Here is a 26,403-nt window from a genome sequence, read left to right on the forward strand (position 1 = left end):
TGCCGTGTTTTGGCCCTTTTCCGACAAAGGCGTGTCCTATCTATTCGGCGAAATCGCGGCAGGGAGCCGTGAGTTGCGATAGAATACGACCACCTGGCTATGGCGTGTCGGACAGAGAGGGCCTTTTGTCGATGCGTGGAAAAGTCATTCTTTCTTTGCTGGCGGTCGCCTGCGCGGGTGCTGCCTGGCTCTATCTGTCTCCCGATGCGCTGAGCCGGGCTCAACAGTTGATCGGCGCAAAGCAGGTCGCGGCGGCATTAGAAAAGCAGGCATCTGACAAGCAGGCTGGGGACAAACAGGCAGGCGGCAAGCAGGCAGGCGGCAAGCAGGCGGCTGGCGGTAATGGTGCGCGTTCGGCCTCGATCGTCTCGGCGACGGCGACGACGGCTGATTTCCCGATCCGGCGCTTTGCCATCGGCTTCGTCTCCTCTCCGGCGGTGGTCAACATCAACGCGCGGGTGTCCAGCCAGATCGTCTCCATCGACGTCAAGGACGGGCAGATGGTGAAGACCGGCGATCTCCTGTTTTCGCTCGATGACCGTGCCCTGAAGGCGCAGCTCGCCAAGGACCAGGCGACCCTCGCCAAGGACCAGGCCCTGCTCGCCAGCTCGAATTCCGATCTTCAGCGCGCCAAGGATCTTGTCGCCAAGCAGGCCGGCACGCAGCAAACCTACGACCAGGCGGTTGCCGCGCAGAAGGCCGCGGCGGCGACCGTCGATGCCGACAAGGCGACGATCGATGCCGACAACGTCCAGCTTGGCTTTGCCACCATCACGGCACCGATCGCCGGCAGGCTGGGTGCCGTCAATGTCGCCGTCGGCGATCTTGTCACCGTCAGCAATGGCAACAGCAGCACGGCGACACCGTTGGTGACCATCACCCAGATGGACCCGCTGCAGGTGAACTTCAACCTGCCGGAAAGCAACCTTGCGCTGCTGCACAAGGCGCTGGCCAATCCGCAGCAAGGGGCAGTGACGCTGACCCAGGACGGCGACCCGACGCCGATCGGCAAGGGTACGCTCGATTTCGTCGATTCCAGCGTCGACACGGCTTCCGGCACCATCGCCACGAGAGCCAGCATACCGAACGCCGATCTTTCGCTGTGGCCGGGCCAATATGTGAATGTCGTCCTCGACGCCGGCATCATGCCGCGGATGACCTCGGTTCCCACGGTCGCGGTGCAGCCGAGCCAGAAGGGGCCGTTCGTCTATGTGGTCAAACCCGATAACACCGTCGAGATGCGGCCGGTGCAGGTGGCACTGACCGAAGGCGAGAACAGCGCCATCAGCCAGGGAGTGAAGGCCGGCGAGAAGGTGGTCACCGAAGGCCAGACGAGGCTCAAGAACGGCGCCGCCGTGCATGAGGGCGCCACCACGGCAGCGCCCAAGGTGGCCGAGGCGAGCAATGCCGGCGGGGCGGCCCAATGATCTCCGAATTCTGCATTCGCAGGCCCGTCGCCACGCTCCTGATGTCGTTCGCTCTCGTGCTGGGCGGACTGTTCGCCTACAAATTCCTGCCGGTGGCCGCACTGCCCAGCGCCGAATTCCCGGTGGTCAACGTCTCGGCCTCGCTGCCCGGCGCCTCGCCGGAAACCATGGCGACATCGGTGGCGACGCCGCTGATCAAGCAGTTCGCGACCATCGCCGGCATCGATTCGATTTCGACCACGAACTCGCTCGGCCAGACCTCGATCGCCATCCAGTTCGTGCTCAACCGCGACATCGACGCGGCGGCGGCCGACGTGCAGGCGGCGATAGCGCGCACGCAGAAATCATTGCCGCCGCAGATGACGTCGCCGCCGAGCTATCGCAAGGTCAATCCGGCCGACGCGCCGATCCTTTTGATGTCGCTGGTCAGCGACACGGTTCCGCTGACCGACCTCGATGCTTTCGCCGAAAACGTCATCTCGCCATCGCTGTCGACCATTGACGGGGTGGCGCAGGTCTCGATCTTCGGCCAGCAAAAATACGCGGTGCGCATCCAGATCGACCCGACCGCGCTTGCCGCCCGCGGCATCTCGATCGATCAGCTGCAGGCGGCCGTCGCGTCCGCCAACAGCAACACGCCGCTCGGCGTACTGCAGAACAACAAGCAGCAGCTGACCATCACCGCCAACACCCAGCTGACCGACGCCGCCGGCTTCTCCAACCTCATCATCGCCACCAAGAACGGCCACCCGGTGCGGCTGGGCGAGGTGACCCGCGTCGTCGATTCCGTGCAGACCACGACGACGGCGAGTTGGTATGACGGTACCCGCGCGATCATCATGGCCGTCCAGCGCCAGCCCGACGCCAACACGGTCGACGTCGTCGACAAGGTCAAGGCGATGCTGCCGTCCTTCCAGGACCAGATGCCGGCCGCGGCCCAGATCAAGCTGCTCAACGATCGCTCGACCTCGATCCGCCAGGCCGTCGACGACGTGCAGTTCACGCTGCTTTTGACCATCGCGCTGGTGGTGATGGTGATCTTCGTGTTCCTGCGCCGGGTGACGGCGACCATCATCCCGGCCGTGGCGGTGCCGATCTCGCTGATCGCCACGCTCGGCGCCATGTTCCTGTTCGGCTTTTCCATCGACAACATCTCGCTGATGGGCCTGACGCTCGCGGTCGGCCTCGTCGTCGACGATGCCATCGTGATGCTCGAAAACATCTTCCGCCATATGGAGGAGGATGGGCTGTCGGCCTTCGACGCGTCGCTGAAGGGGGCGCGCGAAATCGGCTTCACCATCATCTCGATCTCGATCTCGCTGGTCGCCGTGTTCATCCCGGTGCTTCTGATGGGCGGCGTGATCGGGCGCATCTTCAACGAGTTCGCCGTCGTGGTGACGGTTGCCATCCTGGCGTCGATGTTCGTCTCGCTGACGCTGACGCCGATGCTGTGCTCGCGGCTGCTGTCGGTGACCAAGGCCGACCGCGAAGCACACGGCGACGGCCATAAGCGCGATCTCATCACGCGCGGCTACGACCGCGTCCTGAGCTTCTGCCTGCGGCACACCTTCCTGGTATTCCTCGTGTTCGTCGGCACCGCGGCGGCGTCGGTGTGGCTGATCCAGGTATCGCCGAAGGGCTTCTTCCCGCAGGAGGACATCGGCCAGATCTCGGTGACCACCATCGCGCGCCAGGACATATCGTTCGATGCCATGGCCAAGCTGCAGGGGCAGGTGGCCAGCGTGTTCTCGCACTCGCCCTATGTCGATCATGTCGCGTGGTCGGCGGGCAGCGGCAACAATGCGCTCAACCAGGGGCAGCTTTTCGTCCAGCTCAAGGGCAAGGACCAGCGTCCCAATATCGAGAAGGTGCTTTCGGACCTGCGCAAGCAACTGGCCGGCGTGGCGGGCATCGAGACCTACATGCAGCCGGTGCAGAACCTGAGACTGGGTTCGCGCTCGTCGGCCAGCGCCTACCAATTGGTGGTTCAGGGGCTGGACACCGGCCAGACCGATATCTGGGCACAGAAACTCAATGACGCGATGGCGGCCGACCATGCAACCTTTACCGATGTCACCAGCGATTTGCAGAACAATGCGCTGCAGGCATCGCTGGTGGTGAATCGCGACAAGGCCGCCCAACTCGGCATCGACACCGACACGCTGCGCAGCGCTCTCTATGGCGGGTTCGGCACCGACCAGGTTTCGACGATCTTCGGCTCGGCCGACAGCTATGAGGTCATCACCGAACTCGATCCCAAGATCGAATGGTCGCCCGAGCGGATGCTCGCCATCCAGATGCGGACGGCGAGCGGCAGCCTGGTTCCGCTTGGCGCCTTCGCCCGCGTCGACCGCACGGCCGGCGCCCTGACGGTCAACCAGCTCGGCCAGCTTCCGGCGGTGACCATCTCCTACAATTTGCCGCAGGGCGTAGCGCTCGGCGACAGTACGGCCCGCATCAGCGCGCTGAAGGAGCAGATCGGCATGCCGACGGAGATCACGACGTCCTTTGCCGGCACGGCCAAGACGTTCCAGGATTCGCTTGCCAACCAGGGCCTGCTGATCGGCGGCGCCATCCTGACCATCTACATCGTGCTCGGCATCCTCTATGAGAGCTTCATCCACCCGCTCACCATTCTGACCGGCCTGCCGTCGGCGGTGCTTGGCGCCGTCGTTGCCCTGCGCTTCGCCGGTATGGATCTGTCCGTCATCGCGGTGATCGGCATCCTGATGCTGATCGGCATCGTCAAGAAGAACGGCATCATGATGGTCGATGTCGCGCTCGAACTGCGACGGGACGGCATGTCGGCTACCGATTCCATCCACAAGGCCTGCCTGATGCGTTTCAGGCCGATCATGATGACGACACTGGCAGCACTTATGGGCACTTTCCCGATCGCGCTCGGTACCGGCGCCAGCGCGGAACTGCGCCAGCCGCTGGGTGTCGCGGTCGTCGGCGGCCTGCTCGCCTCGCAGGCGCTGACCCTGTTCGTGACGCCGGTGATCTATGTCTACATGGAGAATTTCTCGGGCTGGCTGGTCGGGCTGATGGCGAAGCGCAAGCCCGAGTTGCCCGTTGTCGACGTGGGCGATCAGCCGTCATTGTTCGGTACCAACGACGACATCCAGGGCGAGCCGCAGAAAACGGCCGCCGAGTAACGGCTTGATGCGGTCCCGATAAAAGCTGGCCCAAGCCGTCATGCTTGCGGCCGGCGGATCGGAGCCATAGTTTGTGGCGATGCCCCACGATCATGATCACGACAACGAACTCGATCCGTTTGCCGCCCGGGTGCGGGCGCTGGAGACAATCCTGGCCCGCAAGGGGCTGATCGATCCGGCCGCGATCGACGTCATCGTCGATACCTACGAGACCAAGATCGGTCCGCGCAACGGCGCCAGGGTGGTGGCGAAAGCCTGGAGCGATCCTGCCTATGCCGACTGGCTGAGGCGCGACGCGACGGCGGCCATCGAATCGCTCGGCTACACCGGCCGGCAGGGCGAGCACATGCAGGCGGTGTTCAACACCGATGACACGCACAATCTCGTCGTCTGCACGCTGTGCTCCTGCTATCCGTGGTCGGTGCTCGGGCTGCCGCCGGTCTGGTACAAGGCGCCGCCCTATCGTTCGCGCGCGGTCATCGACCCGCGCGGCGTACTCGAAGAATTCGGGCTGACGCTGCCGGTGGACAAGAAGATCCGCGTCTGGGATTCGACCGCGGAACTGCGCTACCTCGTCGTGCCGCAGCGGCCACAGGGCACCGAAGGCTGGAGCGAGGAGCAACTGGCCGAACTGGTAAGCCGCGACGCCATGATCGGCACCGCGCTGGCCCAAGAACCTTCACAAACGAGGAGGCCGGCATGAACGGTCCCCAGGATCTCGGCGGACAGATGGGGTTCGGGCCTGTGGCCCCTGAAAAAGATGAACCCTATTTCCATGCGGATTGGGAGCGGCGCGCGCTCGGCGTGACGCTGACAGCCGGCGCCATGGGAGCCTGGAACATCGACGAAAGCCGGCACGCGCGGGAATCGCTGCATCCGGCGGTCTACTATTCGTCGAGCTACTACCAGATATGGATCAAGGCGCTGGAGGTGCTGCTGACGCGCCACGGCTTCATCAGCCAGCGCGATCTGACGGAGGGCAGGGCGGTCGATCCGGCTGCGACGCCCAAAAGGGTGCTGAAGGCGGAAAACGTTCCGGCCGTGCTCGCCAAGGGCGGCCCCTGCAACCGGCCGGTCGAGACGGCGCCGCGCTTTAAGGCCGACGACGCCGTGCGGACGAAGAATTTCAACCCGACCGGCCACACCAGGCTGCCGCGCTATGCGCGTGGCAAACGGGGCACGATCGAGGCGGTGCGCGACGGTTTCGTCTTTCCCGACACCAACGCGCACGGGCAAGGCGAGAACCCGCAATGGGTCTATACGGTGGTTCTCGATGGCACGGAGATCTGGGGCGAGGGCGCCGACCCGACGCTGACCGTGTCGATCGACGCCTGGGAGAGCTATCTTGAACCGGCCTGAAGGGGCTGCGGCCGATTTGCCGCCGGGGGTCGATGCCCCGGTGTTTGCCGAGCCATGGCAGGCCGAGGCATTCGCCTTGACGGTGGCCCTGCACGACAAGGGCCTGTTCTCTTGGAGCGAATGGGCAGATGCCTTGTCGGCGCAGGTGAAGAAGCCGGACGCCGCGGCTGACGGCCACGATTATTACGAACATTGGCTGGCAGCACTGGAAAGCCTCCTCGCGTCGAAAGGGCTGGCCGCCAAATCCGATGTCGACGCGATGGCGCAGGCCTGGGAACGCGCCGCGCATGCCACCCCACACGGCAAGCCGATCCTGCTGGAGAACGATCCGACCGATCAAGCGAGCAGATAACTGCCTTCCCGGTACGCCTTGTTCTCGTCTTGGCCAATCTTAATCGGTGGGGATCATGCCTTCGAGAGCAATGATCCTCGTCCTGGCGGAGCGTTCGCGGATGGCTTTGAGCCGTCCGTATTCTGGAGAATCATACCATTCCATGAGGGAAGCCATGTTTGGGAACTCGACAATCACCAGGCGATGAGGTTCCCAATCACCTTCCAACACCTTGGTGGCTCCGCCGCGGGCAATGTACCTTCCCCCGTAGCGCGCTTCTGTTGCTGGGACATCCCGGCGGTATTCTTCGAAAACGGCGGCGTCTGTTATGTCCACGTCAGCGATAAGATATGCTGCCATTGCCCTTTCCTCCGCGAAAGGACGCATTGAAGCACGTTCATTAGCTATCTCGCAACTAAGCACGGTGACGGCTATCTTGTCTTTGTCTTGCGAATCCGGTCTGTCGCACTGATGGAATTTTCACCCCAACAGGACGAGGCGCTGCAAGCGGTTGCCCGCTGGCTCAAAGAGGGCCGGCCGCAGCTGTTCCGTCTGTTCGGCTATGCCGGTACCGGCAAGACGACGCTGGCGCGCTATTTCGCCGAGCATGTCGACGGCCAGGTGCAGTTCGCCGCCTTCACCGGCAAGGCGGCGCAGGTGCTGCGCTCCAAGGGGGCAGTCAATGCCCGCACCATCCATTCGCTGATCTACCGGCCCAAGGGCGAGGAATCGGTGGAGGACGAGGTGACCGGCAAGACCTCGATGTCGCCGACCTTCTCGCTCAACCGGCAGAGCCCGATCTCGCGAGCCAAGCTGGTCGTCATCGACGAATGCTCGATGGTCGACGAGCAGCTCGGCCGCGACCTGATGAGTTTCGGCACGCCGATCCTGGTGCTGGGCGACCCCGGCCAGTTGCCGCCGATCTCGGGCGGCGGTTTCTTCACCGACCACGAGCCGGATTTCCTGCTCACCGAAATCCACCGGCAGGCGCGCGACAATCCGATCCTGCGGCTGGCGCTCGACGTGCGCGAGGGCCGAGAATTCATGCGCGGCGACTACGGCACGGCGCAGGTGATCGGCAAGGAAGACGTCAACCAGGAGCTGGTGCTCAGGGCGGACCAGGTGCTGGTTGGCACCAACCGCACGCGCCGCCGCTACAACCAGCGCCTGCGCGAGCTCAAGGGCTTCAATGCCGACTATCCGCAGGCAGGCGACAAGCTGGTCTGCCTGCGCAACGATCCCGCCAAAGGGCTGCTCAACGGTTCGCTGTGGAAGGTGATGACCTCGTCGCGCGAGACGGTGAAGCCCGGCATCAACCTTCTGGTTTCGCCCGAAGAGGACGATCCGGACCGCGGCGTCGCCAAGATCAAGCTGCTCAAGGCGGCATTCGAGGATCCGGACGCCGAAATCCCCTGGCAGCAGAAGAAGCGCTTCGACGATTTCGACTACGGCTACGCGCTGACCGTGCACAAGGCGCAGGGCTCGCAATGGAACGAGATCGTGCTGTTCGATGAAAGCTGGGCCTTCAAGGAAACGCGCCAGCGCTGGCTTTATACCGCGATCACCCGGGCCGCCGAGCGGCTGACCATCGTCAGGTAGCGTTACGACGATGGCTTTTCTCGCGCACCGACCCGCTGGACCCCGAGCCATTCCCAGGCGTCGGCTTCGTCCTCGGCCTTGAAATGCCTGAATTCGATGGGTGACGACGCGGGCAAGGCGTGTCGTGCGTCCGCCGTCCAGTCGGGCGTGCCGATAGCCGCGCACCTGCCTATGTGCTCCAGTGCGTGGACGGCGCCCTGCTTGAGGGTTTCGTCGGAGATGTCGGTCCAATCGACGCCGTCGTGATCGACCATGCGCACGGCCACGTCGATTCGCTGGTGGAGCGCGTACGCCGCCTCCAGCAGGCCGAACAGGTTTTCCGCATCGGCCGCCGCGACATGCCCGACCACATCGATTGCGAACAGGTCGTCGCGATCGGTGTCGATGCGACGGATCGCCGGCACGGATTGCAGGAAATTCACGGGCGGAGCCTCCTTTGGCGGAAATAGCGGTCTTCTGGAACACCGGAAACCCCCTATCTGTTCCCGTCAAAGGCGCTATAGATGCCCGGTCTCAAGCGCGCCGCGGCTGAACGGCGCACGCCAACCGCCTGATTTCACGGACGCAGCCCATGCCCGCAAAGCTTTCCGTCAACCTCAACGCCATCGCCATGCTGCGCAACCGGCGCGACCTGCCATGGCCAAGCGTGATCGGCGTCGGCCGCCTTGCCCTTGCCGCCGGGGCACATGGGCTGACGGTCCATCCACGTCCCGACGAACGTCACACAAGGCATTCCGACCTGCCCGAGATCAGGGCGCTGATCGACGATGAGTTTCCGCAAGCCGAGTTCAACATCGAGGGCTATCCGAGCGAGGATTTCCTGGCGCTTGTGGAAAAACATCAGCCCGAACAGGTGACGCTGGTTCCCGATGACCCGGCACAGGCAACTTCCGATCATGGCTGGAACTTTGCCGCCGACTCGGCGTTCCTGACACCGGTCGTCAGGCGTCTGAAGAAGAGCGGTTTCAGGGTGTCGTTGTTTTCGGATGCCGATCCTGTCGGCATGGCGGCCGCGCGTGACACTGGCGCTGACCGGATCGAACTCTATACCGGCCCTTACGGCAGCTACCATTCGGATTCCGAAAAGGCCGCCAAAGAGCTGGAAAGATTGGGAAAAACCGCCGATGCGGCAATCGCCGCCGGCCTTCAGGTCAATGCCGGGCACGATCTGACAGTGGACAATCTGCCTGCGTTGGCAAGGCGTATTCCGGCATTGGCCGAAGTGTCGATCGGACACGGGTTGACAGCCGACGCGTTGGAGTATGGCATGGCCGGCACGGTGGGTCGGTTTCTAAAGGCTTGCGGCTGGTAGGGGTAGAGAGCGTCGCTTTGCAGGTATGGCAGCCATAGCGTGCAATTGACATCGCATCGCAGCATGCATGAAGCACCGCGCGCTTGTCGGGGAGTGGTCCATGGACCTTGCCACTCGCGTTAGCGAGGCCGAAACCGTCGAGCAATCGAGCCATTCGGGGGCCGAAAAGCAAAGCACCAAAGTTCTGATGCTGGGGGCGCTCGGCGTCGTCTATGGTGATATCGGCACCAGCCCGATCTACGCCTTCCGTGAGGCGCTTCACGCTTCGCCCGGTATCGATACGCGCGTTCACGTGCTTGGCGTGCTGTCGCTGATCGTCTGGGCGCTAACGATCATCGTGACCATAAAATATGTCGCCTTCGTGCTTCGTGCCGACAACAAGGGCGAGGGCGGCACGCTGTCGCTGATGTCGCTGGCGCGCAGCGCCTATCCCAAGGGAGCGAGGCTCATCCTGGCGATCGGTCTTTGCGGCGCAGCGTTGTTTTTCGGCGATTCGATCATAACGCCGGCCATCTCCGTGCTGTCGGCGGTCGAAGGCCTCAGGGTGGTGACCCCGACACTGGACGCTTACGTCGTGCCGATCACGCTGGTCATCCTGGCCGTGCTGTTCTCGGTGCAACGCTTCGGCACGGGGAAGGTGGCGGCGGTGTTCGGGCCGGTGACCGCGCTGTGGTTCCTGGCCATCGGCGTCGCGGGGCTCTATCATCTGACGGACGATCCATCGATCCTGTTGGCCATCAATCCCTATTACGCGGTCGTCTATCTCGCCAGCACACCCACGGCCGCCTTCGTCACCGTCGGCGCTGTGTTCCTGGCGGTCACCGGGGCCGAGGCGCTCTATGTCGATCTCGGCCATTTTGGGCGCAAGCCTATCGTGCTGGCGTGGTTTTCCGTGGTCTTCCCCTGCCTCCTGCTCAACTATTTCGGGCAGGGTGCCTTTGTGCTGGCCAATGGCGGAAGGCCGACCGATCCATTCTTCCAGATGCTGCCCGACTGGGCTCTGATGCCGATGGTGGGACTGGCGACGGCCGCGACCGTCATCGCCAGCCAGGCCGTCATCTCGGGTGCCTTTTCGCTGACCCGCCAGGCGGTGCAGCTCAACCTTCTGCCACGCATCGAGGTGCAGCATACGTCCGAAATGCAACTCGGTCAGATCTACATGCCGCGCGTCAACCTGCTCATCGCGCTGGGGGTGATGCTGCTGGTCGTCGGTTTCGGCAGCTCGAGCTCGCTGGCTTCCGCCTATGGCATCTCGGTCACCGGCGAAATGCTGATGACGACCATCCTGCTGTTCGTGGTGATGCGCAAGCTGTGGAAGTGGAAGCTGGCGCTTGCCCTGGCCTTGACCGTGCTGTTCGGTGTCATCGACAGCGGCTTCTTCCTGGCAAACATCGTGAAGATATTCGAAGGCGGCTGGGTATCGATCACGGTTGCCTGCCTGATGGGGCTGATCATGTGGACCTGGATACGCGGCAGCCGCTACCTGTTCGACAAGACCCGCCGCAATGAGATCCCGCTCGATTTCCTCGCCGGCAATCTGTTGAAGAAGAAGCCGCAGCTGGTGTCCGGCACCGCGGTGTTCCTGACCAGCGATCCATTGAGCGCGCCGACCGCGCTGATGCACAGCCTGAAGCATTACAAGGTGCTGCATGAGCAGAATGTCATCCTGTCGGTGGTGACCGCGCCGCAGCCGGTGGTACCAGACAGCGACCGCGTCAAGATGGAGACGGTCAACGAGCTGTTCATGCGGGTGACGCTGACCTTCGGCTATATGGAGCAGCCCAACATCCCGCGCGCGCTGGCGATCTGCCGCAAGCAGGGCTGGAAGTTCGATATCATGACGACGTCGTTCTTCCTGTCGCGGCGCTCGCTCAAGGCCTCGCCCAATTCCGGCATGCCGGTGTGGCAGGACCGGCTGTTCATCGGCCTGGCACGCACGGCGGCCGATGCGACCGAATATTTCCAGATCCCGACCGGACGCGTCGTGGAAATCGGCACGCAAGTCGCTATCTAAGGCTGATACGCCCATAAAACCTGCTGCCCCGAGCCGCGAATTCAGCCCGCGACCATTGGATTTCAGGCCGTCTCGCAAGGAGCCTGGCGCTGCCAGCATGGGAGCCATTACGCGACGGCACTTGATATTGCATTGCAGCAAGCGTAGAGCACCGCGCGCTTATCGGAGTGTCGTCCCATGGCCCTTACCAATGCTGGTAGTGAGGCAGAACCCGTCGAACAGTCGAGCCATCCGGAGATCGAACAGCATAGCACCAAGGTGCTGATGCTGGGTGCTCTTGGTGTGGTCTATGGGGATATCGGAACCAGCCCGATCTATGCCTTTCGCGAAGCGCTGGTGGCGTCGTCCCACGGCACCGTCGCGGATCGCGGCGATATTCTCGGCGTGCTGTCGCTGATCATCTGGTCGCTGACGATCATCGTCACCATCAAATACATCATGTTCGTGCTGCGTGCCGACAATCGCGGCGAGGGCGGCGTGCTGTCGCTGATGGCACTGGCTCGCGGCAGTTTTCCAAAGCGCTCGGCGGTCATACTGGGCATCGGCATCGTCGGCGCCTCGCTGTTTTTCGGCGACGCGGTCATCACGCCGGCGATTTCGGTGCTGTCGGCGGTGGAGGGCATGAATGTCGTCACCCCCACCTTCCAGCCCTATGTGGTGCCGCTGACACTGGTCATTCTCGCCATGGTGTTCGCGGTGCAACGTTTCGGCACGGGCGGCGTGGGACTGGTCTTCGGTCCGGTGACGGCGGTATGGTTCCTGGCAATCGGCCTTTCGGGCCTCAACCACATCATCGCCGATCCGGAAATCCTGTGGGCGATCAGCCCCCACTACATCGTCGCCTTCCTGATCCATTCGCCCGACGTTGCCTTCGTGACGATCGGTGCCATCTTCCTCGCCGTCACTGGCGCCGAGGCGCTCTACGCCGATCTCGGCCATTTCGGCCGCAAGCCGATCGTGCTCGCCTGGCTGTCGATCGTGTTTCCCTGCCTGCTGCTCAACTATGCCGGGCAGGGCGCCTTCGTGCTGGCCAAGAACGGCGTCGTCGGCCATCCGTTCTTCGAGATGAACGAGGGTTGGGCTCTTATTCCCATGGTCGTGCTGGCGACCGCGGCGACGGTCATCGCCAGCCAGGCAGTCATCTCGGGTGCCTTCTCGCTGACCCGGCAGGCGGTGCAGCTCAATATGCTGCCGCGGCTCGAAATCCTGCATACATCGGAAAAACAGTCCGGCCAGATCTACATGCCGCGCGTCAACCTGTTGCTGGCGCTGGTGGTGATGATGCTGGTGGTCGGCTTCGGCGAGTCCAGCAAGCTCGCCTCGGCCTATGGCATCTCGGTGACCGGCAACATGCTGGTGACGACGGTGCTGCTCTATGTCGTCATGACCCGCATCTGGAAATGGCGGCTCTGGGTTGCGATCAGCCTGACGGCCCTGTTTGCCTTCATCGATATTGGTTTCTTCGCCTCCAACATCGTCAAGGTGTTCGAGGGCGGCTGGGCTTCGCTAGCGGTTGCTTTCACCATCGTGCTGGGCATGTGGACATGGGTACGCGGCAGCCGCTATCTGTTCGACAAGACCCGCCGCAACGAGATCCCGCTCGATTTCCTCGCCGGCAATTTGTTGAAGAAGAAGCCGCAACTGGTGTCCGGCACCGCGGTGTTCCTGACCAGCGATCCATTGAGCGCGCCGACCGCGCTGATGCACAGCCTGAAGCATTACAAGGTGCTGCATGAGCAGAATGTCATCCTTTCGGTGGTAACCGCGCCGCAGCCGGTGGTGCCAGACAGCGACCGCGTCAAGATGGAGACGGTCAACGAGCTGTTCATGCGGGTGACGCTGACCTTCGGCTATATGGAGCAGCCCAACATCCCGCGCGCCCTGGCGATCTGCCGCAAGCAGGGCTGGAAGTTCGACATCATGACGACGTCGTTCTTCCTGTCGCGCCGTTCGCTTAAAGCCTCGCCCAATTCCGGCATGCCGGTGTGGCAGGACCGGCTGTTCATCGGCTTGGCGCGCACGGCGGCCGATGCGACCGAATATTTCCAGATCCCGACCGGACGTGTGGTAGAAATCGGCACGCAGGTGGCGATCTGAAGGCCTGACCTGACGACGTTGGGAGGCGGGCATGAGGGGCGAATTGGTGCTTGTCACCGGCGGGTCTGGCTTCCTCGGCGCCCACTGTATCCTCGCACTCTTGAAGGCGGGCTACAGCGTGCGCACGACCGTGCGCTCCGCCAAGCGGCAGGCCGACGTTCTGGCCATGCTCCAGGCCGGTGGCGCCGAGCCGGGCGGCAGCCTCTCCTTTGCTATCGCCGATCTCATGAGGGACGCGGGCTGGCCGCAAGCGGTCGCCGGATGCAACTATGTGCTTCATGTCGCCTCGCCATTCCCGCCCGGCGTGCCGAAGCACGAGGATGACCTGATCGTTCCGGCTCGTGAAGGCGCGCTGCGCGTGTTGCGGGCGGCGCGCGACGCTGGTGTGAAACGCGTCGTGCTGACCTCGTCCTTCGCCGCCATCGGCTATGGCCAGATGCCACCCGATGGCCGGCCGTTCACGGAGGAGAGCTGGGCCGATCCGACCGGCAAGGTCAGCGCCTATGTCAAGTCGAAGACGCTTGCCGAGCGCGCCGCCTGGGATTTTATCGCCGCCGAGGGTAGCGGACTGGAGCTGGCGGTCGTCAATCCGGTCGGCATCTTCGGCCCGGTGCTCGGGGCCGACCATTCGACCTCCACGGAACTTGTCCAGCGCATGATGAACGGTGCGATGCCCGGGTTGCCGCGCCTATCCTTCGGCGTCGTCGACGCACGTGACGTGGCGGACCTGCATATGCGCGCCATGACCGATCCCGCCGCGAGCGGCGAGCGCTTCCTGGCGGTATCGGGCGATTTCATGACCGTGCGGGAAATCGCGCAGACCTTGAAAACGCGGCTCGGCGGCGCGGCGTCGCGCGTCTCCACGCGGCAGCTTCCCGATTGGCTGGTGCGGATCATCGGCCTGTTCAACCCGGAAGCGGCGCAGCTGGTGACGGAATTGGGCAAGGTCAAGAATGCCACCAACGCCAAGGCGCTGCGCATGCTCGGCTGGGCGCCACGATCGCGCGAAGACGCACTGGCGGCCACCGGAGAAGGCCTGATCCGGCTCGGCCTGCTCAAGAGTTCGAAGTAACGCGGCGGGAGAAAGACCTGCCGCCGCGCTGCTTTCAGCCAGCCAACGCGGCTTTGTTGGCCTCGAGGAATTGCTTCAAGGTCTTCGGCGTCCTGCCGGAAAGCGTCTCAATCGCGTCGGTCACCATGGCGATCCGGCCGGAGCGCGTGTTGGCGTCGAAGGACACGACGACGTCGGCGAAATCCTCGGGAATGCCGGCCGCCTTCACACCTTCGGCCAGCGCCGCGTCCGGAACCTGAATGACTTCCAGCGGCTTGCCGGTAACCTCGCTTACCAGGGCCGCGATCTCGGCCGTGGTGTAGGCATGCGGACCGGTCAGCGTGTAGGTCTTGCTCTCGGTCGAGCTGGAAACGAGGCCTGCGGCGATAGCCGCCGCCATATCGTCGCGTGCGCCGTGCGCGATGCGGCCTTCGCCGGCGGACGTATACCAGTGTCCCGAGGCGATCGCGTGCGGCAATGCCAGGAACAGGTTCTCCTGGTACCAGCCGTTGCGGAAGATCGTGTAGGGAATGCCGCTCGCCTTGATCGCCTGCTCGGTGCTGTAGTGGTCATCGGCAAACAGGACCGGCGATACCGGCTCCGGATTGGGCATCGAGGTGTAGAGCAAATGCGAAACGCCGGCGCTCTTGGCCGCGGCGACGGCATTTTCGTGCTGCTTCAGGCGCCTGCCGCTTTTTAAATCGAGATCGCCGGTCGAAATGATCAGCACCTTGTCGGCGCCCTTGAATGCGGTCTCCAGCGAGGCCGCGTCGTTGAAGTCGGCCGCCCTGACGACGACGCCGCGCGCCGCCAGATCGGCAACGCTTTCTGGATTGCGTGTGGTGGCGATGATGTTTGCCGGCAGAACTTTGTGCGTGTCCAAGAGAAAGTTGATGACGCCGCGGCCAAGCTGGCCGGAGGCGCCTGTAACGAGGAGGGTTTCGGTCATGGGAGATCCTGACATTGTACCGCAACGGCGGTCGAGTGGTAGTCTCAGAAAGAGACCGGCACTAAAATAGGAATTGACCCGGTGCCGTAAAGAAGGCAGTTTTTTGGGAGGTAGGCACGCGCAGGGAACCAGCCATGGACGGCAAGATCATCAATCTGAAATCGAAGATGGAGATCTACAAAGCGATCAGCGGCGGCGGAAATATTGCCAATTGTCCGGTTCGCGATGTCATCCAGGGCGTCAGCGGCAAATGGAGGTCGCTGCTGATGATGGCGCTGGCAGAACAACCCTATCGCTTCGGCGAGTTGCGGCGCCTCGTGCCCGACATTTCGCAGCGCATGCTGACCCAGACCCTGTACGATCTGCAGCGCGATGGCTATGTGCATCGCGAGGTGTTTCCGACCAAGCCACCGAGCGTCGAATACAGCCTGACCGATCTCGGGCGCTCGATGTTCGGCGCCTTTCATCAATTGATCCTGTGGGCCGAACGCAACCATGATGCGGTGCGCGAGGCTCGTGCCGATTTTGATGCCGCCCAAGGCTGAACAGCCGAAGGGCCGCCGCGACTTGATTTCATCCGGCCGCTGAAGGATTGTCCCGGCCAGATCGGCTTGGGGGCACTCGCATTTCCTACGATATCGCAATTGCAGGCGCCGGCCCGGCGGGGCTCGCGATGGCGCTCTATCTCAAGCGCGCCGGGCACAGGGTCACCGTCTTCGAGCGCTTCGAGGAACCGAAACCGGTCGGCTCCGGGCTGATCCTGCAGCCGACCGGGTTGACCGTGTTGGCCGATCTCGGCCTGCTCGACGACATACTGGCGCTCGGCGCCCGCATCGACCGGCTGCATGGCGCCGACGCCTCGACCGGCCGCACCGTGCTCGACGTCCGCTACGATGCGCAGCGCGGCCGCCGTTTCGGCCTGGCGGTGCATCGGGCTGCCCTGTTCGGCGTGCTTTTCCGCGCCGCCCGGCGCGAGGCCATCGCCATCGAGACCGGCGTCGAGATCGAGGCCGTGGAGGCCGGCGAACGGGCGACGCTGGTCTGTGGCAACGGACGAAGGGCAGGGCCGTTCGATCTGATCGTCGACGCCAGCGGCTCGCGCTCGAAACTGCGGCAATGCTCTGATAATGGAGGCGCGCCGCGGCCGCTCACCTATGGCGCGTTCTGGGCATCGCTCGGCTGGCGCGGCGAGGGCTTCGACGAGCACGCGCTTTCGCAGCGCTACGACAGGGCCAGCGTGATGATCGGCGTGCTGCCGATCGGCCGGCCGGAACCGGGTGCTGAAAAGATGGCGGCCTTCTTCTGGAGCCTGAAGCCTGATGATGCCGACGCGGTGCGTGCTCAGGGCCTGGACGCCTGGCAGGAGAGGGTGGTCCGGCTGTGGCCGCAAAGCCAGGCGTACACCAGCCAGATCGATAGTTTCGACCAGCTGTCGCTGGCCCGCTACGGCCATCACACGATGAAGCTTCCGGTTGGCCGGCGGCTCGCGATCATCGGCGATGCCGCGCATTCGACCAGCCCGCAGCTCGGGCAAGGGGCCAACATGGCGCTGCTCGACGCCGCGGCACTCAGCCATGCGCTGGCACGGACCGACAATATCCAGGCTGCACTCGAAGCGTATGCCAGGGCGCGGCGCTGGCATGTGCGTGTCTTCCAGGCGCTGTCGCTGGCGTTCACACCGTTCTACCAGTCGGATTCCGTGGCGCTGCCCTTCATCCGTGACCGGCTGGTGGCAACCATCGCGAAAATCCCTCCGGCGCCGCAGTTCCTGGCGTCGATGGTGGCCGGCACGGCGATCGATCCGTTCAAGCGGATTGGGCTGACGGAAGCGCGATGGGCGGATCGTTTCGATGGCTCGACAGAAATGAATCCTTCGCCCGCAGGAAGGTATCCAGACGCTGCGGATAATCCGGTGCAACGGCGTCCCTGATGGAGGGGCGTTCGCTCAATGCTTTTCGCCAGGCCTGGACGCGCGGCTGGCCGTCCAGGATGCCGAAATCGCCGATCCGGTCGAAGGCGTCGAGATATCTGAAAACAGGGCCATAAACAGCATCGACGAGCGAGAAACAGTGGCCGGCAAACCATGGCCCACCCTGCCGGGCTTCGTTCGCCAGTTCGTCTTCAAGACGGCCAAACATGGCCGAGAGCGTGCTGGTCTCGGCAAGGAAGCCGGCTTCGGTGGGGGCCGAATAGAAGCGGCCGATGGCGTTGAGGATGGCCGAGCCGAATTCGATCCAGGCCCGATGCCGGGCGCGGGCATGGGGGTCGGCGGGGTGGAGGGGATTGGCCTGTGTCTCTTCGAGGAATTCGAGAATGACAGCCGACTCGAAGATTACCGTTTCCTCGCCATTCCGCGGCACGCGCAGCAACGGAACCTTGCCAAGCGGCGAGATCGCCTTGAACCAGTTCGACTTGTCGGCGAGGTCGACGTCGACGCGTTCGAACGGCACGCCTTTTTCGGTCAGCGAGATCGCCGCGCGCTGGACATAAGGGCAGAGAGGGTGGCTGACAAGAACGAGTTTGTCGTGCTTCATGGATTTGTCTTTCAGTATTGATGCAATTGCATCTATGTAAATGCGTCTGCATCGATCGTCAAGCTTGATGCATCTGCATCTATCGCCTAGTGTGGGCCATGACCGAGAACACCACGCCTTCGCCGGACGCCATCAAGTCATGGGCTCGCCTGATGCGCGTTTCACGCCAACTGGTGGAGAGTGCCGAAGACGCGCTGAAGCAAGGCGGCCTGCCATCGCTCGACTGGTACGATGTATTGCATGAACTCGCCGAGGCGGGCGAGGGTGGCTTGCGGCCGTTTCAGCTGATCGAGCGCACCCTTTTTGCGCAGTACAACATCTCGCGGCTGCTGGCGCGGCTCGAAGCGGATCGGCTGGTCGAGAAACTGCCGGTGGCCGATGACGGTCGCGGCCAGACGATCCGCATCACGGCCAAGGGGCTGGAGATGCGCCGGCGGATGTGGGCGGTCTATGGCCGGTCGATCGCGGAACTGGTTGGTGCCAAACTCCGCGCGGATGAGCTGAACGCGCTGTCGGCACTGCTTGGCCGGCTGCGTCACCCGCCTGCCGGAGACTAACACATGCGATGCGTGGCATCGCAGGGACTTGCAGTTTTTTCTTTGTCCCCCTTGCGCCGAGGACCGGATTGCGCAATATGCCGAACCGTAACGTACGGTACGGCTGCCGGATTGGCGACCAGCCTTGCCGTTTGGGAATGATCGTGTTGCTAGCAAATGCCGACATCGACACCAGCGAGATGCTGACGGAGCGGCAGAAGGCCGTTCTGGATGCGGCATTGCGGCTGTTGGTCGAGGAGGGCGATCAGCTGACCATGACCGCCGTGGCCAGGCGCGCAAGCTGTTCCAAGGAAACGCTCTACAAATGGTTTGGCGACCGCGACGGGCTGCTGACGGCGACGGTACAGTGGCAGGCCTCCAAGGTGCGGGTGGCGCCGGTCGATGGCAGGGGGCTCGATCTTGCCTCGCTGGCGGCAAGCCTCGAGCGTTTCGCTTCCGACTGGCTGAAAGTGATTTCGAGCGATACCTCGATAGCGCTCAATCGTGTCGCTGTTGGCCATGCCGGGTCGGGCAAGGACAACCTTGGCGCCGTCGTGCTGGACAATGGCCGCTTCGCGCTGGCCAAGCGGCTGAAGCCGGTGCTGGAGGCAGGCCGCGAGGCAAGACTTCTGGATTTCGCGGATGCCGAGACGGCGTTCCGTACCTTTTTCGGGCTGGTCGCCCGCGACGTGCAGATCCGTCTCTTGCTCGGCGACCGGCTGGAATTGACTGAGGCGGCGATCGGCGGCGACGCCGCGCGGGCGACGCAGCAGTTTCTCGCTCTTTTCGGAGCAAAAACCGGGCCGCAAGGCCTCTGATGTCAAACGGGAAGGAAGACAAAATGCGCGTCTATTACGATCGTGATGCCGATCTCAACCTGATCAAGGGCAAGAAGGTTGCCATCATCGGCTATGGCAGCCAGGGCAGGGCGCATGCGCTCAACCTCAAGGATTCCGGAGCCAAGGAGATCGCCATTGGCCTCAAGGCCGGCTCGGCGACCGCCAAGAAGGTCGAGGCCGACGGGCTCAAGGTGATGAGCGTGGCGGACGCCGCCAAATGGGCCGACCTGATGATGATGGCGACGCCCGACGAATTGCAGGCCGACATCTACAAGAACGAGATCGCGCCGAACATCCGCGACGGTGCCGCGATTGCCTTCGCGCACGGCCTCAACGTGCATTTCGGCCTGATCGAGCCGAAGTCGACGGTCGACGTGGTCATGATCGCGCCGAAGGGCCCCGGCCATACCGTGCGCGGCGAATACCAGAAGGGCGGCGGCGTGCCGTGCCTGGTCGCCGTCAACCAGGACGCTTCGGGCAACGCGCTCGACCTGGCGCTCTCCTATGCCTGCGGCGTCGGCGGCGGCCGTTCGGGCATCATCGAGACCAATTTCCGCGAGGAATGCGAAACCGATCTGTTCGGCGAGCAGGTGGTGCTGTGCGGCGGCCTGGTCGAACTGATCCGTGCCGGTTTCGAAACGCTGGTGGAAGCCGGCTATGCGCCCGAAATGGCCTATTTCGAGTGCCTGCACGAGGTCAAGCTGATCGTCGACCTGATCTATGAGGGCGGCATCGCCAACATGAACTACTCGATCTCGAACACCGCCGAATGGGGCGAGTACGTCTCGGGCCCGCGCATCATCACCGCCGAGACCAAGGCCGAGATGAAGCGCGTGCTGAAGGACATCCAGACCGGCAAGTTCACCTCGGAGTGGATGCAGGAATACCGCGCCGGCATGTCGCGCTTCAAGGGCATCCGCCGCAACAACGACAGCCACCAGATCGAGGAAGTCGGCGCCAAGCTGCGCGCCATGATGCCGTGGATTTCGAAGAACAAGCTGGTCGACAAGGCCAAGAACTGAGCGATCAAAATGTGCGGGGGGCAAAAATGGTGCCCCCCGCATCTCCCAACATGCTAGCCGCTGATACGACGGCAATGATCGCACTTCGGCAAACCACCGGTCCCAGAAACCACGTTTTTGGCTTCGATGTTGTTTCCTTCCGTGCAAGTCGTTTCGTCGTGGTAAACCTTGCGATCGTTGTTCGCTTTGGAATGCCACGGATTTTTTTTAGACATAACTTTTCCTTTCCCGCGTGACGCATCGTCACTGCGGTTGTGAGTTGGATTCAGTCGTGTAAAATGGAGGAGTCGAATTGGCTGACGGCGCTAACGCACCGTCAACCAAGCACGGCTAAAATGAGGCAATTAAAGCCATAGGCTTCGCGGTCCTTGCCGCCTCCTTGTGGTTTTGGTTCTGTGATGCGGCCGCTCGCGAGGCATTCACCGCATCACACTCGATCTCGAAGGTGGCCGGCTTGCCGGTCACCTTCGTTTTATCTTTCGTCGTCTGACAAATCTTCGTGTCGATCCATTTCACCTCCGAGATTATCGGAGGTGGAGAGACCGATTCCATCCACTACATATCGACCGTAGCCGATCCGCTTTAGACGCCCCTTCCGTGTCAAATAGCCAAGTGCGTTGTAAATTTCCTTGGGGGCAGCGCCTACTCGATCCTCCACATGCTGCCTTACTTCCGCCACTGTGAACTCGTCCCGGCGCTTCATCAACGACACAACGCTGGAGAGTACGTCGCCAGCTTTGGGCGAGTCTGGTGTGCCAACAACCTTCAAAAGCTCACGGGCGACGAGATCTCTTTCTGCCTCTGGCAGGGACGAAAGCAAGGTCTTGACGAGTGCAAGGGTCTGTTGCGCCAGCACAGTTTCCTGCGGGACAATTGACTTCGACGATGCATTGGGAAGACGGGCAACGTTCGACATGACTCAAGTATGTCATAGCATACTCTGAGAGTCGAATCGCATTTGAGAGGTTGCGCTAACCTGGGGAAAAGTTCAATGGTTTTTTCCGCAATCTCTAGCTGTTGATGTGGAAAAGAGCGAGTGTACCAGTCCTAGCACATCAACAGAGTCTGACTCGTCAGATTCATGATCCGGTCTCGTGAACTCAATGTGACCAAAGTGACTGCTTGCCCTTTGACGAATCGTGAGGTCATGAGAAGCACGAAGGATTAACGCCCGATAGTTCTGGCCCTAGCCGTATTGCCGACTCGGCTTCAGTCGGCGCCGCTGGAATGCATGCTGCCAATTCCCACCTCGCAAAAAAAACGGCGCCAGACGGCGCCGTTTTGACCTAGCTTACAACTCAGCTATAGGGCGACCAGCATTGCTGGCGCGGGCCGTTGTAGGGCTGGAACGTGTTGTCCCAGGCGCGATACGACCGGTACCTGTTGTAGCACCATTGCACATGGGCGTTCGAAAGCCGTCCCGCGCGGTAATAACGGCGCGGCGCAGGCCTATAATAATCGTAGTTGTTGTACATGCTGCCAAGGCCGAGCCCCAAGCCGAGGCCCAGGACCGCGGCGGCGCCGTCATCATAATAGCCGCCGTGATAGTGGCGGCGGCCGTGACGCCAGCGCCAGTTGTCGCCGCCGTTCCAGTTGCCGCCGCCGTTCCAATTGCCCCCGTTCCAGTGCCGGTTTCCATTCCAGCGGCCCGACCGGCGCCATCTCCAGTCGTTGTTGAACGAGCGGTCGTTGCCGCCTGCCCAGCTGTCGCGCACCGGAGTGACCGCGGGTGCTGCCGTGCTGGCGGGAACCGACAGGTTCGGCTGAAGGATCGGACCGGCAGCGGACGGCGCCGTGATGCCGGAGACAATTCCGAGCGCTATCAGCCCGGATTTCATCGTGAAAGAAAAGAGCGAATTCATTGCACTCTCCAAGAGACACAGGCCCCACGCCTAGCCTGGAATGGGCCTACTGTGGATGTTCGCATCTGAACGGCGGATGAACGGAAAGGTTCCGTCAACCATGACGCGAACACCGCAGGACCAATCGATCTCCGCTTGTGGTCCCTGCGATCTTGTCTTCTGGCGCACTTGCGGGCAAAGGTCGGGGCATGTCGCTGCGCCTTGCCACCTTCAATGTCGAGAACCTGATGAACAGGTTCGATTTTTCCGGTTATCGCAACCAGCTCAACGAAGACCGGACGCTGGCGCTGTTCGATATCCAGAGCGAGGCCGAATACAAGATGCTGGAGCAGGCCCGGGCGATCGCCCAGTCCGACGACATGCGCCAGCTCACGGCGCTGGCGATCGCCGCCACCCGTGCCGATGTCATCTGCATGCAGGAGGTCGACAACATCGAGGCGCTGAAGGCCTTCGAATACGGCTATCTGTTCAAGATGGTGGGGCAGGGCTACCGCCAGAAATACATCACGTCGGGCAATGATTCGCGCGGCATCGATGTCGCCATCATGATGCGCAACGAGACCGCGCAGGGCCAGCCGATCGAATTCGTTCGCATGACCAGCTACGCCCATGTCACCTACGAGCAGTTCGGGCTGCATACGCCGGAACTGGCGGCCCTCGGCAACCAGGCCAATGAACGCGTCTTCCGGCGTGACTGCCTGGAAATCGATATCACCGTGGGCGGCGTGCCGCTGACGCTCTATCTCGTGCACTTCAAGTCGATGGGCTCGCCGCGCAACGGGCTCGACGGGCGCGAGGCGACGATGCCGGTGCGGATCGCCGAGGCGCAAGCGGTGCGCCGGATCATAGAGCAGCGTTTCGGCACGGATCATGCCGCCGACAAGCGGTGGGCGATCTGCGGCGACATGAACGATTACCGCCAGCGCGTGAAGATCGCCGGCGATGAATTCGACGGCTACCGTTTCGAGGTGGTCGACGAGGCCAAGTCCTGCATCGACGTGCTGACGGCGGGCGGCTTCAGTGAAAACATCGTCGAACGGCGGCCGGAAATGAACCGCTGGACCTTCTACCACACACGCGGACCCGAGGAGCGGCATCTCTGCCAGCTCGATTATATCCTGCTTTCCAAGGGGCTGGCGGCGAAAAATGCCACCGCCGTTCCCGACATCATCCGCAACGGCCAGCCCTGGCGCACGATCTTTCCCGCGGGCCAGGAAGTCGAGCGTTTCCCGCGCGCCGGCTGGGACCGGCCGAAAGCGTCGGACCACTGCCCGGTGGCGATCACGCTGGATATTGTCCAGTGAGCATGCGTTTCGATCTGCCGCGCAATATCATCCTGCCTGTCGATGCCGTCGAGGTCCGGCTCGATCCTGGCCCGCACCCTTTCGCGCTGGAAAACGCCGACGCGATTGCCGAGAACTGGCAGCGTGAGATCGCGGCCAATCCGGCGCTGTTCGACGGCACGGTCGTGCTTTTGTCGCAACTTGCCTGGCGCGACAAACGGCTCGTCGGCCGCTGTCATGCGATCAACTACTCCACCTTCATGCTTTGGCGGAAGCGGCGCGAAAATACCGGTGCCGAGCATGCCTACGCCCATGCCATGCTGGTGGCCGGCGACAATGCGCTGGTGGCGATCCGCATGGGGCCGCATACCGTGAGCGCGGGCCGCGTCTATTTTGCCGCCGGATCGTTCGAGCCGATCGACTTTCGCGACGGGCTGGTCGACGTCGATTTCAACATGATCCGCGAGGTGCGCGAGGAGACCGGGCTCGACTTGTCGGCTGCCAGGCGCGGCGTGCGTTATCACGCCCTTTCGACGGCAAGCGGCACGGTGATCTTCCGCCGCTATCACGTGACGGCGCCGGCCGACGAGATCGCGCGACGAATCTCAGCCTTCGTCGCCAGCGAAACCGATCCGGAGATCGAGGGGCCGGTCATCATCCGCCATGCCGCCGACCTGCCGGAGGGGCTGTCGCCGCACATGAAGCCGCTGATCGAGTGGCATTTTTCCGGCGAGGGTTAGGGGCGCGTCTTGCCCTGCGCCGCCTTGCGATCGTTGCGGGCCGCGACGAAGAACAAGATGAAGCCGATACCCAGCAAGCCGCCCATCGCCATGCCCATGGTCTGGCCGACGATTGCCTGGAAATCCGAGGTGACGCGGTCGGGATTGGCCATGCCGTAGCGGGCGAGATACCACCAGATGCCGGCCAGGGCGGCTTCGATGATGACCATCACCAGGATCAATCGTGACTTCTTGCTCATGCGTCATTCCACAACCAGGGATGCCCTGGCCTAACATTGCGAGCGGCGTGGCGGGAGAGGGGGAAACGTCGAAGATTGTGCAAAACCAGATCGAAGCGCCGGACACGCTTTCCGATTGGGATTGCCTATTCGTGCCGGAGCGCGTCGATCGGGTCGAGCCTGGCGCCGCGCAGGGCCGGGAAGAAGCCGAACACCATGCCGATCAGCGCCGAAAAGCCGACGGCGAGCAAGATGACCGCCGGGCTTGGCGCGAAGGGGATGGTGAGCGTCGCCGAGGCGAGGCCGGCCAGCGCCAGGCCGATCATGATGCCGATGATGCCGCCTAGCAGCGACAGCACCGTCGCCTCGACCAGGAACTGGATCAGGATGTGCTTTTCATGCGCACCGATGGCAAGCCTGATGCCGATCTCGCGGGTGCGTTCGGTGACCGAGACCAGCATGATGTTCATGATGCCGATGCCGCCGACCAAAAGGCTGACGCCAGCGACCGCGCCCAGCATGCCGGTCATGGTGGTGGTGGCGCTGGCCATGGCGTCGGCGATCTGGGTCATGTCGCGGATGCCGAAATCGCTCTCGCGGTCGGGGGTGATGCGGCGTGCGTCGCGCAAGATGTCCTCGACGCGCGGCTGCAGTTCCGTGGTCGGCGTGCGGTCGTCGGCGGCGATGTAGATGTTGTCGATGTCGCGGTTGCCGGCGATGCGGCGCTGGTAGGCGTGCAGCGGCATCAGCACGACATTGTCCTGGTCCTGGCCGAAGCCGGTATAGCCCTTGGGTTCGAGCAGGCCGATGATCTTGCAGGAGGTGCGGTTGACGCGGATGATCTCGCCCTCGGGATCGCCGGCGCCGAAGAATTGCTGGCGCACCGTCTCGCCGATCAGGCACACGCCGGTGCCGGAACGGGTTTCGGAATCGCTGAACGGCCGGCCTGATACCAGCTTCCAGTCGCGCGCGTCGAGATAGGCACTGTCGGTGCCGGTGACGCCGGAGGTCAGGCTCTCGGTGCCGAAGATGACGCGGACCTGCTTCTGCGAGGCCGGCGAAATGGCGCGTGCGCCGGTGAGATGCGCGACCAGCGCCGCCACGTCCTTCTCGGCCAGCGGCCGCACCGCCTGGTCGAGCCCGCCGGGGGCGCCGGGACCGGCGGGCCGCCCGGCGCGAACGACCAGCAAATTGCTGCCGAGCTTGGAGATGTCAGCCTTGACCTTCTGCGTGGTGCCGGAGCCGATGGTCAGCATGGCAATGACGGCGGCGACGCCGATGACAATGCCGAGCAGCGTCAGGAACGAGCGCAGCACATTGCGGCGGATCGAGCGCAGTGAGAGGCGGACGGTTTCCCAGATCATTTATGCCGTCTCCAGATTCATGGTGTCTGAGGCGACATGCCCATCGAGGAAGCGGATGGTGCGCTCGGCATATTCGGCGACGTCGGCCTCGTGGGTGACCATGGCGATGGTCAGGCCAAGCTCCTTGTTGAGCCGCGTCAGCAACTCCATGATTTCGTGCGTGCGTGCGGTGTCTAGGTTGCCGGTCGGCTCGTCGGCGACAAGCAGGGTCGGCCTGGTGACGATGGCGCGCGCGATCGCCACGCGCTGCTGCTGGCCGCCGGAGAGCTCGGCCGGCGTGTGATGCTCGCGGCCGACGAGGCCGACCTCGGCCAGCGCCTGCATGGCAAGGTCGCGGCGCTCACGGGCGGCCACGCCGCGATAGATCAGCGGCAGTTCGACATTTTCGGCCGCCGTGGTGCGGGCCAAGAGATTGTAGCCCTGGAAGACGAAGCCGACATAGAGGTTGCGCAGCATGGCGCGGCGGTTGCGGTCGAGGCGGCCGGCGTCGATGCCCATGAACGAATAGGTTCCGGCCGTCGGCGTGTCGAGGCAGCCGATTATGTTCATCGCCGTCGACTTGCCGGAGCCGGACGGGCCCATGATGGCGACGAATTCACTGCTGCGGATCGCGAGATCGACGCCGGCCAGCGCATGCACCTTGGCCTCGCCCTGGCCATAGCTCTTCCAGACTTTGTCGAAGGTGATGAGGGCAGCACCGGCGGCCAC

The 26,403-nt window shown here is 63.2% G+C and carries 25 protein-coding genes and 1 pseudogene; 17 read left to right on the top strand and 9 right to left on the bottom strand.

Translation table 11 applies throughout. The features are described from left to right. The first annotated feature begins 131 nt into the window (after nucleotides 1–131). The 5 genes from AC0NIH_RS16900 to AC0NIH_RS16920 all read left to right on the top strand — a co-directional run bounded on the left by AC0NIH_RS16900 (nucleotide 132) and on the right by AC0NIH_RS16920 (nucleotide 6,296). The gene (locus AC0NIH_RS16900; protein WP_473461963.1) at nucleotides 132–1,427 is read left to right on the top strand and encodes an efflux RND transporter periplasmic adaptor subunit; all 1,296 of its coding nucleotides are present in this window, start codon (nucleotides 132–134) and stop codon (nucleotides 1,425–1,427) included. Beyond that, nucleotides 1,424–4,585, top strand: a complete 3,162-nt coding sequence (locus AC0NIH_RS16905) for an efflux RND transporter permease subunit (protein ID WP_473461962.1) — start codon at nucleotides 1,424–1,426, stop codon at nucleotides 4,583–4,585. Before AC0NIH_RS16900 ends, AC0NIH_RS16905 begins: the two co-directional genes overlap by 4 nt. A gap of 79 nt (nucleotides 4,586–4,664) precedes the next feature. After that, a complete protein-coding gene (gene nthA / locus AC0NIH_RS16910) occupies nucleotides 4,665–5,288 on the top strand; it encodes a nitrile hydratase subunit alpha (RefSeq protein WP_473462194.1) in 624 nt (207 codons plus the stop codon). Beyond that, nucleotides 5,285–5,944, top strand: coding sequence for a nitrile hydratase subunit beta (gene nthB, locus AC0NIH_RS16915; RefSeq protein WP_473461959.1), 660 nt, complete (start codon nucleotides 5,285–5,287; stop codon nucleotides 5,942–5,944). Before nthA ends, nthB begins: the two co-directional genes overlap by 4 nt. After that, nucleotides 5,931–6,296 (top strand): nitrile hydratase accessory protein, encoded by a 366-nt coding sequence (locus tag AC0NIH_RS16920; RefSeq protein ID WP_473461958.1) that lies wholly within the window; start codon nucleotides 5,931–5,933, stop codon nucleotides 6,294–6,296. The genes nthB and AC0NIH_RS16920 overlap by 14 nt, the downstream gene beginning before the upstream one ends. A 39-nt stretch (nucleotides 6,297–6,335) precedes the next feature. On the opposite strand, the gene AC0NIH_RS16925 is transcribed toward AC0NIH_RS16920, so the two are convergent. After that, nucleotides 6,336–6,635, bottom strand: a complete 300-nt coding sequence (locus AC0NIH_RS16925) for a DUF1330 domain-containing protein (RefSeq protein ID WP_023779142.1) — start codon at nucleotides 6,633–6,635, stop codon at nucleotides 6,336–6,338. Nucleotides 6,636–6,746: 111 nt separating this feature from the next. Between AC0NIH_RS16925 and AC0NIH_RS16930 the strand changes: the two genes are divergently transcribed. Beyond that, entirely contained in the window at nucleotides 6,747–7,874 is a 1,128-nt protein-coding gene (locus AC0NIH_RS16930; protein ID WP_013894771.1) for an ATP-dependent DNA helicase, read from the top strand. A 2-nt stretch (nucleotides 7,875–7,876) separates the two neighbouring features. On the opposite strand, the gene AC0NIH_RS16935 is transcribed toward AC0NIH_RS16930, so the two are convergent. After that, on the bottom strand, nucleotides 7,877–8,296 hold the full coding sequence (locus tag AC0NIH_RS16935) for a SpoIIAA family protein (RefSeq protein WP_013894772.1): 420 nt from the start codon (nucleotides 8,294–8,296) through the stop codon (nucleotides 7,877–7,879). Between the two features lie 149 nt (nucleotides 8,297–8,445). Here AC0NIH_RS16935 and AC0NIH_RS16940 point away from each other — a divergent pair, with 149 nt between their 5' ends. The 4 genes from AC0NIH_RS16940 to AC0NIH_RS16955 all read left to right on the top strand — a co-directional run bounded on the left by AC0NIH_RS16940 (nucleotide 8,446) and on the right by AC0NIH_RS16955 (nucleotide 14,369). Then, nucleotides 8,446–9,186 (top strand): pyridoxine 5'-phosphate synthase, encoded by a 741-nt coding sequence (locus AC0NIH_RS16940; RefSeq protein ID WP_224686051.1) that lies wholly within the window; start codon nucleotides 8,446–8,448, stop codon nucleotides 9,184–9,186. Between the two features lie 100 nt (nucleotides 9,187–9,286). Further along, nucleotides 9,287–11,200, top strand: a complete 1,914-nt coding sequence (locus AC0NIH_RS16945; protein WP_023779144.1) for a potassium transporter Kup — start codon at nucleotides 9,287–9,289, stop codon at nucleotides 11,198–11,200. A 177-nt stretch (nucleotides 11,201–11,377) separates the two neighbouring features. Continuing rightward, a complete protein-coding gene (locus AC0NIH_RS16950) occupies nucleotides 11,378–13,297 on the top strand; it encodes a potassium transporter Kup (protein WP_473461952.1) in 1,920 nt (639 codons plus the stop codon). Between the two features lie 31 nt (nucleotides 13,298–13,328). Further along, entirely contained in the window at nucleotides 13,329–14,369 is a 1,041-nt protein-coding gene (locus AC0NIH_RS16955) for an SDR family oxidoreductase (RefSeq protein WP_473461950.1), read from the top strand. A gap of 34 nt (nucleotides 14,370–14,403) precedes the next feature. Here AC0NIH_RS16955 and AC0NIH_RS16960 read toward each other — a convergent pair whose 3' ends face one another. After that, on the bottom strand, nucleotides 14,404–15,297 hold the full coding sequence (locus tag AC0NIH_RS16960) for an SDR family oxidoreductase (protein ID WP_473461947.1): 894 nt from the start codon (nucleotides 15,295–15,297) through the stop codon (nucleotides 14,404–14,406). A gap of 134 nt (nucleotides 15,298–15,431) precedes the next feature. Between AC0NIH_RS16960 and AC0NIH_RS16965 the strand changes: the two genes are divergently transcribed. Together AC0NIH_RS16965 and AC0NIH_RS16970 are read left to right on the top strand one after the other, a co-directional pair. Continuing rightward, on the top strand, nucleotides 15,432–15,842 hold the full coding sequence (locus AC0NIH_RS16965) for a winged helix-turn-helix transcriptional regulator (protein WP_023763283.1): 411 nt from the start codon (nucleotides 15,432–15,434) through the stop codon (nucleotides 15,840–15,842). 47 nt (nucleotides 15,843–15,889) lie between these two features. After that, nucleotides 15,890–17,140 (top strand): annotated as a pseudogene (locus tag AC0NIH_RS16970) (FAD-dependent oxidoreductase); the annotation flags it as partial. Here AC0NIH_RS16970 and AC0NIH_RS16975 read toward each other — a convergent pair. Further along, complete coding sequence (locus AC0NIH_RS16975; RefSeq protein WP_473461945.1) at nucleotides 17,103–17,831, bottom strand: glutathione S-transferase family protein; 729 nt, start codon at nucleotides 17,829–17,831, stop codon at nucleotides 17,103–17,105. The pseudogene AC0NIH_RS16970 and the gene AC0NIH_RS16975 overlap by 38 nt on opposite strands. Before the next feature lie 98 nt (nucleotides 17,832–17,929). On the opposite strand from AC0NIH_RS16975, the gene AC0NIH_RS16980 reads away from it, so the two are divergent. The 3 genes from AC0NIH_RS16980 (at nucleotide 17,930) to ilvC (ending at nucleotide 20,228) form a co-directional block, all read left to right on the top strand. Next, nucleotides 17,930–18,388 (top strand): MarR family winged helix-turn-helix transcriptional regulator, encoded by a 459-nt coding sequence (locus tag AC0NIH_RS16980; protein WP_473461942.1) that lies wholly within the window; start codon nucleotides 17,930–17,932, stop codon nucleotides 18,386–18,388. A 137-nt stretch (nucleotides 18,389–18,525) separates the two neighbouring features. Next, entirely contained in the window at nucleotides 18,526–19,185 is a 660-nt protein-coding gene (locus AC0NIH_RS16985) for a TetR/AcrR family transcriptional regulator (protein ID WP_473461940.1), read from the top strand. A gap of 23 nt (nucleotides 19,186–19,208) precedes the next feature. Then, nucleotides 19,209–20,228: a ketol-acid reductoisomerase gene (gene ilvC / locus AC0NIH_RS16990; RefSeq protein WP_013531065.1), complete on the top strand. Its 1,020-nt coding sequence runs from the start codon at nucleotides 19,209–19,211 to the stop codon at nucleotides 20,226–20,228. 472 nt (nucleotides 20,229–20,700) lie between these two features. On the opposite strand, the gene AC0NIH_RS16995 is transcribed toward ilvC, so the two are convergent. Beyond that, a complete protein-coding gene (locus tag AC0NIH_RS16995) occupies nucleotides 20,701–21,144 on the bottom strand; it encodes a hypothetical protein (protein WP_473461936.1) in 444 nt (147 codons plus the stop codon). Between the two features lie 382 nt (nucleotides 21,145–21,526). Further along, nucleotides 21,527–22,090 carry a BA14K family protein gene (locus AC0NIH_RS17000; protein WP_473461934.1) on the bottom strand — a complete coding sequence of 188 codons (564 nt, stop codon included), beginning with the start codon at nucleotides 22,088–22,090 and terminating at the stop codon, nucleotides 21,527–21,529. Nucleotides 22,091–22,278: 188 nt separating this feature from the next. Between AC0NIH_RS17000 and AC0NIH_RS17005 the strand changes: the two genes are divergently transcribed. Next, entirely contained in the window at nucleotides 22,279–23,394 is a 1,116-nt protein-coding gene (locus AC0NIH_RS17005; protein ID WP_473461931.1) for an endonuclease/exonuclease/phosphatase family protein, read from the top strand. 2 nt (nucleotides 23,395–23,396) lie between these two features. Continuing rightward, complete coding sequence (locus tag AC0NIH_RS17010) at nucleotides 23,397–24,113, top strand: NUDIX hydrolase (protein WP_473462192.1); 717 nt, start codon at nucleotides 23,397–23,399, stop codon at nucleotides 24,111–24,113. Here the strand turns inward: AC0NIH_RS17010 and AC0NIH_RS17015 are convergent. From AC0NIH_RS17015 to AC0NIH_RS17025, 3 genes are all read right to left on the bottom strand, one after another. After that, nucleotides 24,110–24,352, bottom strand: coding sequence for a hypothetical protein (locus AC0NIH_RS17015; protein WP_352708658.1), 243 nt, complete (start codon nucleotides 24,350–24,352; stop codon nucleotides 24,110–24,112). The genes AC0NIH_RS17010 and AC0NIH_RS17015 overlap by 4 nt on opposite strands. A 125-nt stretch (nucleotides 24,353–24,477) precedes the next feature. Beyond that, on the bottom strand, nucleotides 24,478–25,695 hold the full coding sequence (locus AC0NIH_RS17020) for an ABC transporter permease (protein ID WP_473461929.1): 1,218 nt from the start codon (nucleotides 25,693–25,695) through the stop codon (nucleotides 24,478–24,480). Then, a complete protein-coding gene (locus AC0NIH_RS17025; RefSeq protein ID WP_224686040.1) occupies nucleotides 25,696–26,403 on the bottom strand; it encodes an ABC transporter ATP-binding protein in 708 nt (235 codons plus the stop codon).

The sequence above is a fragment of the Mesorhizobium sp. WSM1386 genome, from assembly GCF_055901595.1.

What these genes read in the sequence shown, in the direction of transcription:
- AC0NIH_RS16900 (WP_473461963.1), top strand. Translation starts at nt 132, where the DNA reads ATGCGTGGAAAAGTCATTCTTTCTTTGCTGGCGGTCGCCTGCGCGGGT.
- AC0NIH_RS16905 (WP_473461962.1), top strand. Translation starts at nt 1,424, where the DNA reads ATGATCTCCGAATTCTGCATTCGCAGGCCCGTCGCCACGCTCCTGATG.
- nthA (WP_473462194.1), top strand. Translation starts at nt 4,665, where the DNA reads ATGCCCCACGATCATGATCACGACAACGAACTCGATCCGTTTGCCGCC.
- nthB (WP_473461959.1), top strand. Translation starts at nt 5,285, where the DNA reads ATGAACGGTCCCCAGGATCTCGGCGGACAGATGGGGTTCGGGCCTGTG.
- AC0NIH_RS16925 (WP_023779142.1), bottom strand. Translation starts at nt 6,635, where the DNA reads ATGGCAGCATATCTTATCGCTGACGTGGACATAACAGACGCCGCCGTT.
- AC0NIH_RS16930 (WP_013894771.1), top strand. Translation starts at nt 6,747, where the DNA reads ATGGAATTTTCACCCCAACAGGACGAGGCGCTGCAAGCGGTTGCCCGC.
- AC0NIH_RS16940 (WP_224686051.1), top strand. Translation starts at nt 8,446, where the DNA reads ATGCCCGCAAAGCTTTCCGTCAACCTCAACGCCATCGCCATGCTGCGC.
- AC0NIH_RS16945 (WP_023779144.1), top strand. Translation starts at nt 9,287, where the DNA reads ATGGACCTTGCCACTCGCGTTAGCGAGGCCGAAACCGTCGAGCAATCG.
- AC0NIH_RS16950 (WP_473461952.1), top strand. Translation starts at nt 11,378, where the DNA reads ATGGCCCTTACCAATGCTGGTAGTGAGGCAGAACCCGTCGAACAGTCG.
- AC0NIH_RS16955 (WP_473461950.1), top strand. Translation starts at nt 13,329, where the DNA reads ATGAGGGGCGAATTGGTGCTTGTCACCGGCGGGTCTGGCTTCCTCGGC.
- AC0NIH_RS16960 (WP_473461947.1), bottom strand. Translation starts at nt 15,297, where the DNA reads ATGACCGAAACCCTCCTCGTTACAGGCGCCTCCGGCCAGCTTGGCCGC.
- AC0NIH_RS16965 (WP_023763283.1), top strand. Translation starts at nt 15,432, where the DNA reads ATGGACGGCAAGATCATCAATCTGAAATCGAAGATGGAGATCTACAAA.
- AC0NIH_RS16975 (WP_473461945.1), bottom strand. Translation starts at nt 17,831, where the DNA reads ATGAAGCACGACAAACTCGTTCTTGTCAGCCACCCTCTCTGCCCTTAT.
- AC0NIH_RS16980 (WP_473461942.1), top strand. Translation starts at nt 17,930, where the DNA reads ATGACCGAGAACACCACGCCTTCGCCGGACGCCATCAAGTCATGGGCT.
- AC0NIH_RS16985 (WP_473461940.1), top strand. Translation starts at nt 18,526, where the DNA reads ATGATCGTGTTGCTAGCAAATGCCGACATCGACACCAGCGAGATGCTG.
- ilvC (WP_013531065.1), top strand. Translation starts at nt 19,209, where the DNA reads ATGCGCGTCTATTACGATCGTGATGCCGATCTCAACCTGATCAAGGGC.
- AC0NIH_RS16995 (WP_473461936.1), bottom strand. Translation starts at nt 21,144, where the DNA reads ATGTCGAACGTTGCCCGTCTTCCCAATGCATCGTCGAAGTCAATTGTC.
- AC0NIH_RS17000 (WP_473461934.1), bottom strand. Translation starts at nt 22,090, where the DNA reads ATGAATTCGCTCTTTTCTTTCACGATGAAATCCGGGCTGATAGCGCTC.
- AC0NIH_RS17005 (WP_473461931.1), top strand. Translation starts at nt 22,279, where the DNA reads ATGTCGCTGCGCCTTGCCACCTTCAATGTCGAGAACCTGATGAACAGG.
- AC0NIH_RS17010 (WP_473462192.1), top strand. Translation starts at nt 23,397, where the DNA reads ATGCGTTTCGATCTGCCGCGCAATATCATCCTGCCTGTCGATGCCGTC.
- AC0NIH_RS17015 (WP_352708658.1), bottom strand. Translation starts at nt 24,352, where the DNA reads ATGAGCAAGAAGTCACGATTGATCCTGGTGATGGTCATCATCGAAGCC.
- AC0NIH_RS17020 (WP_473461929.1), bottom strand. Translation starts at nt 25,695, where the DNA reads ATGATCTGGGAAACCGTCCGCCTCTCACTGCGCTCGATCCGCCGCAAT.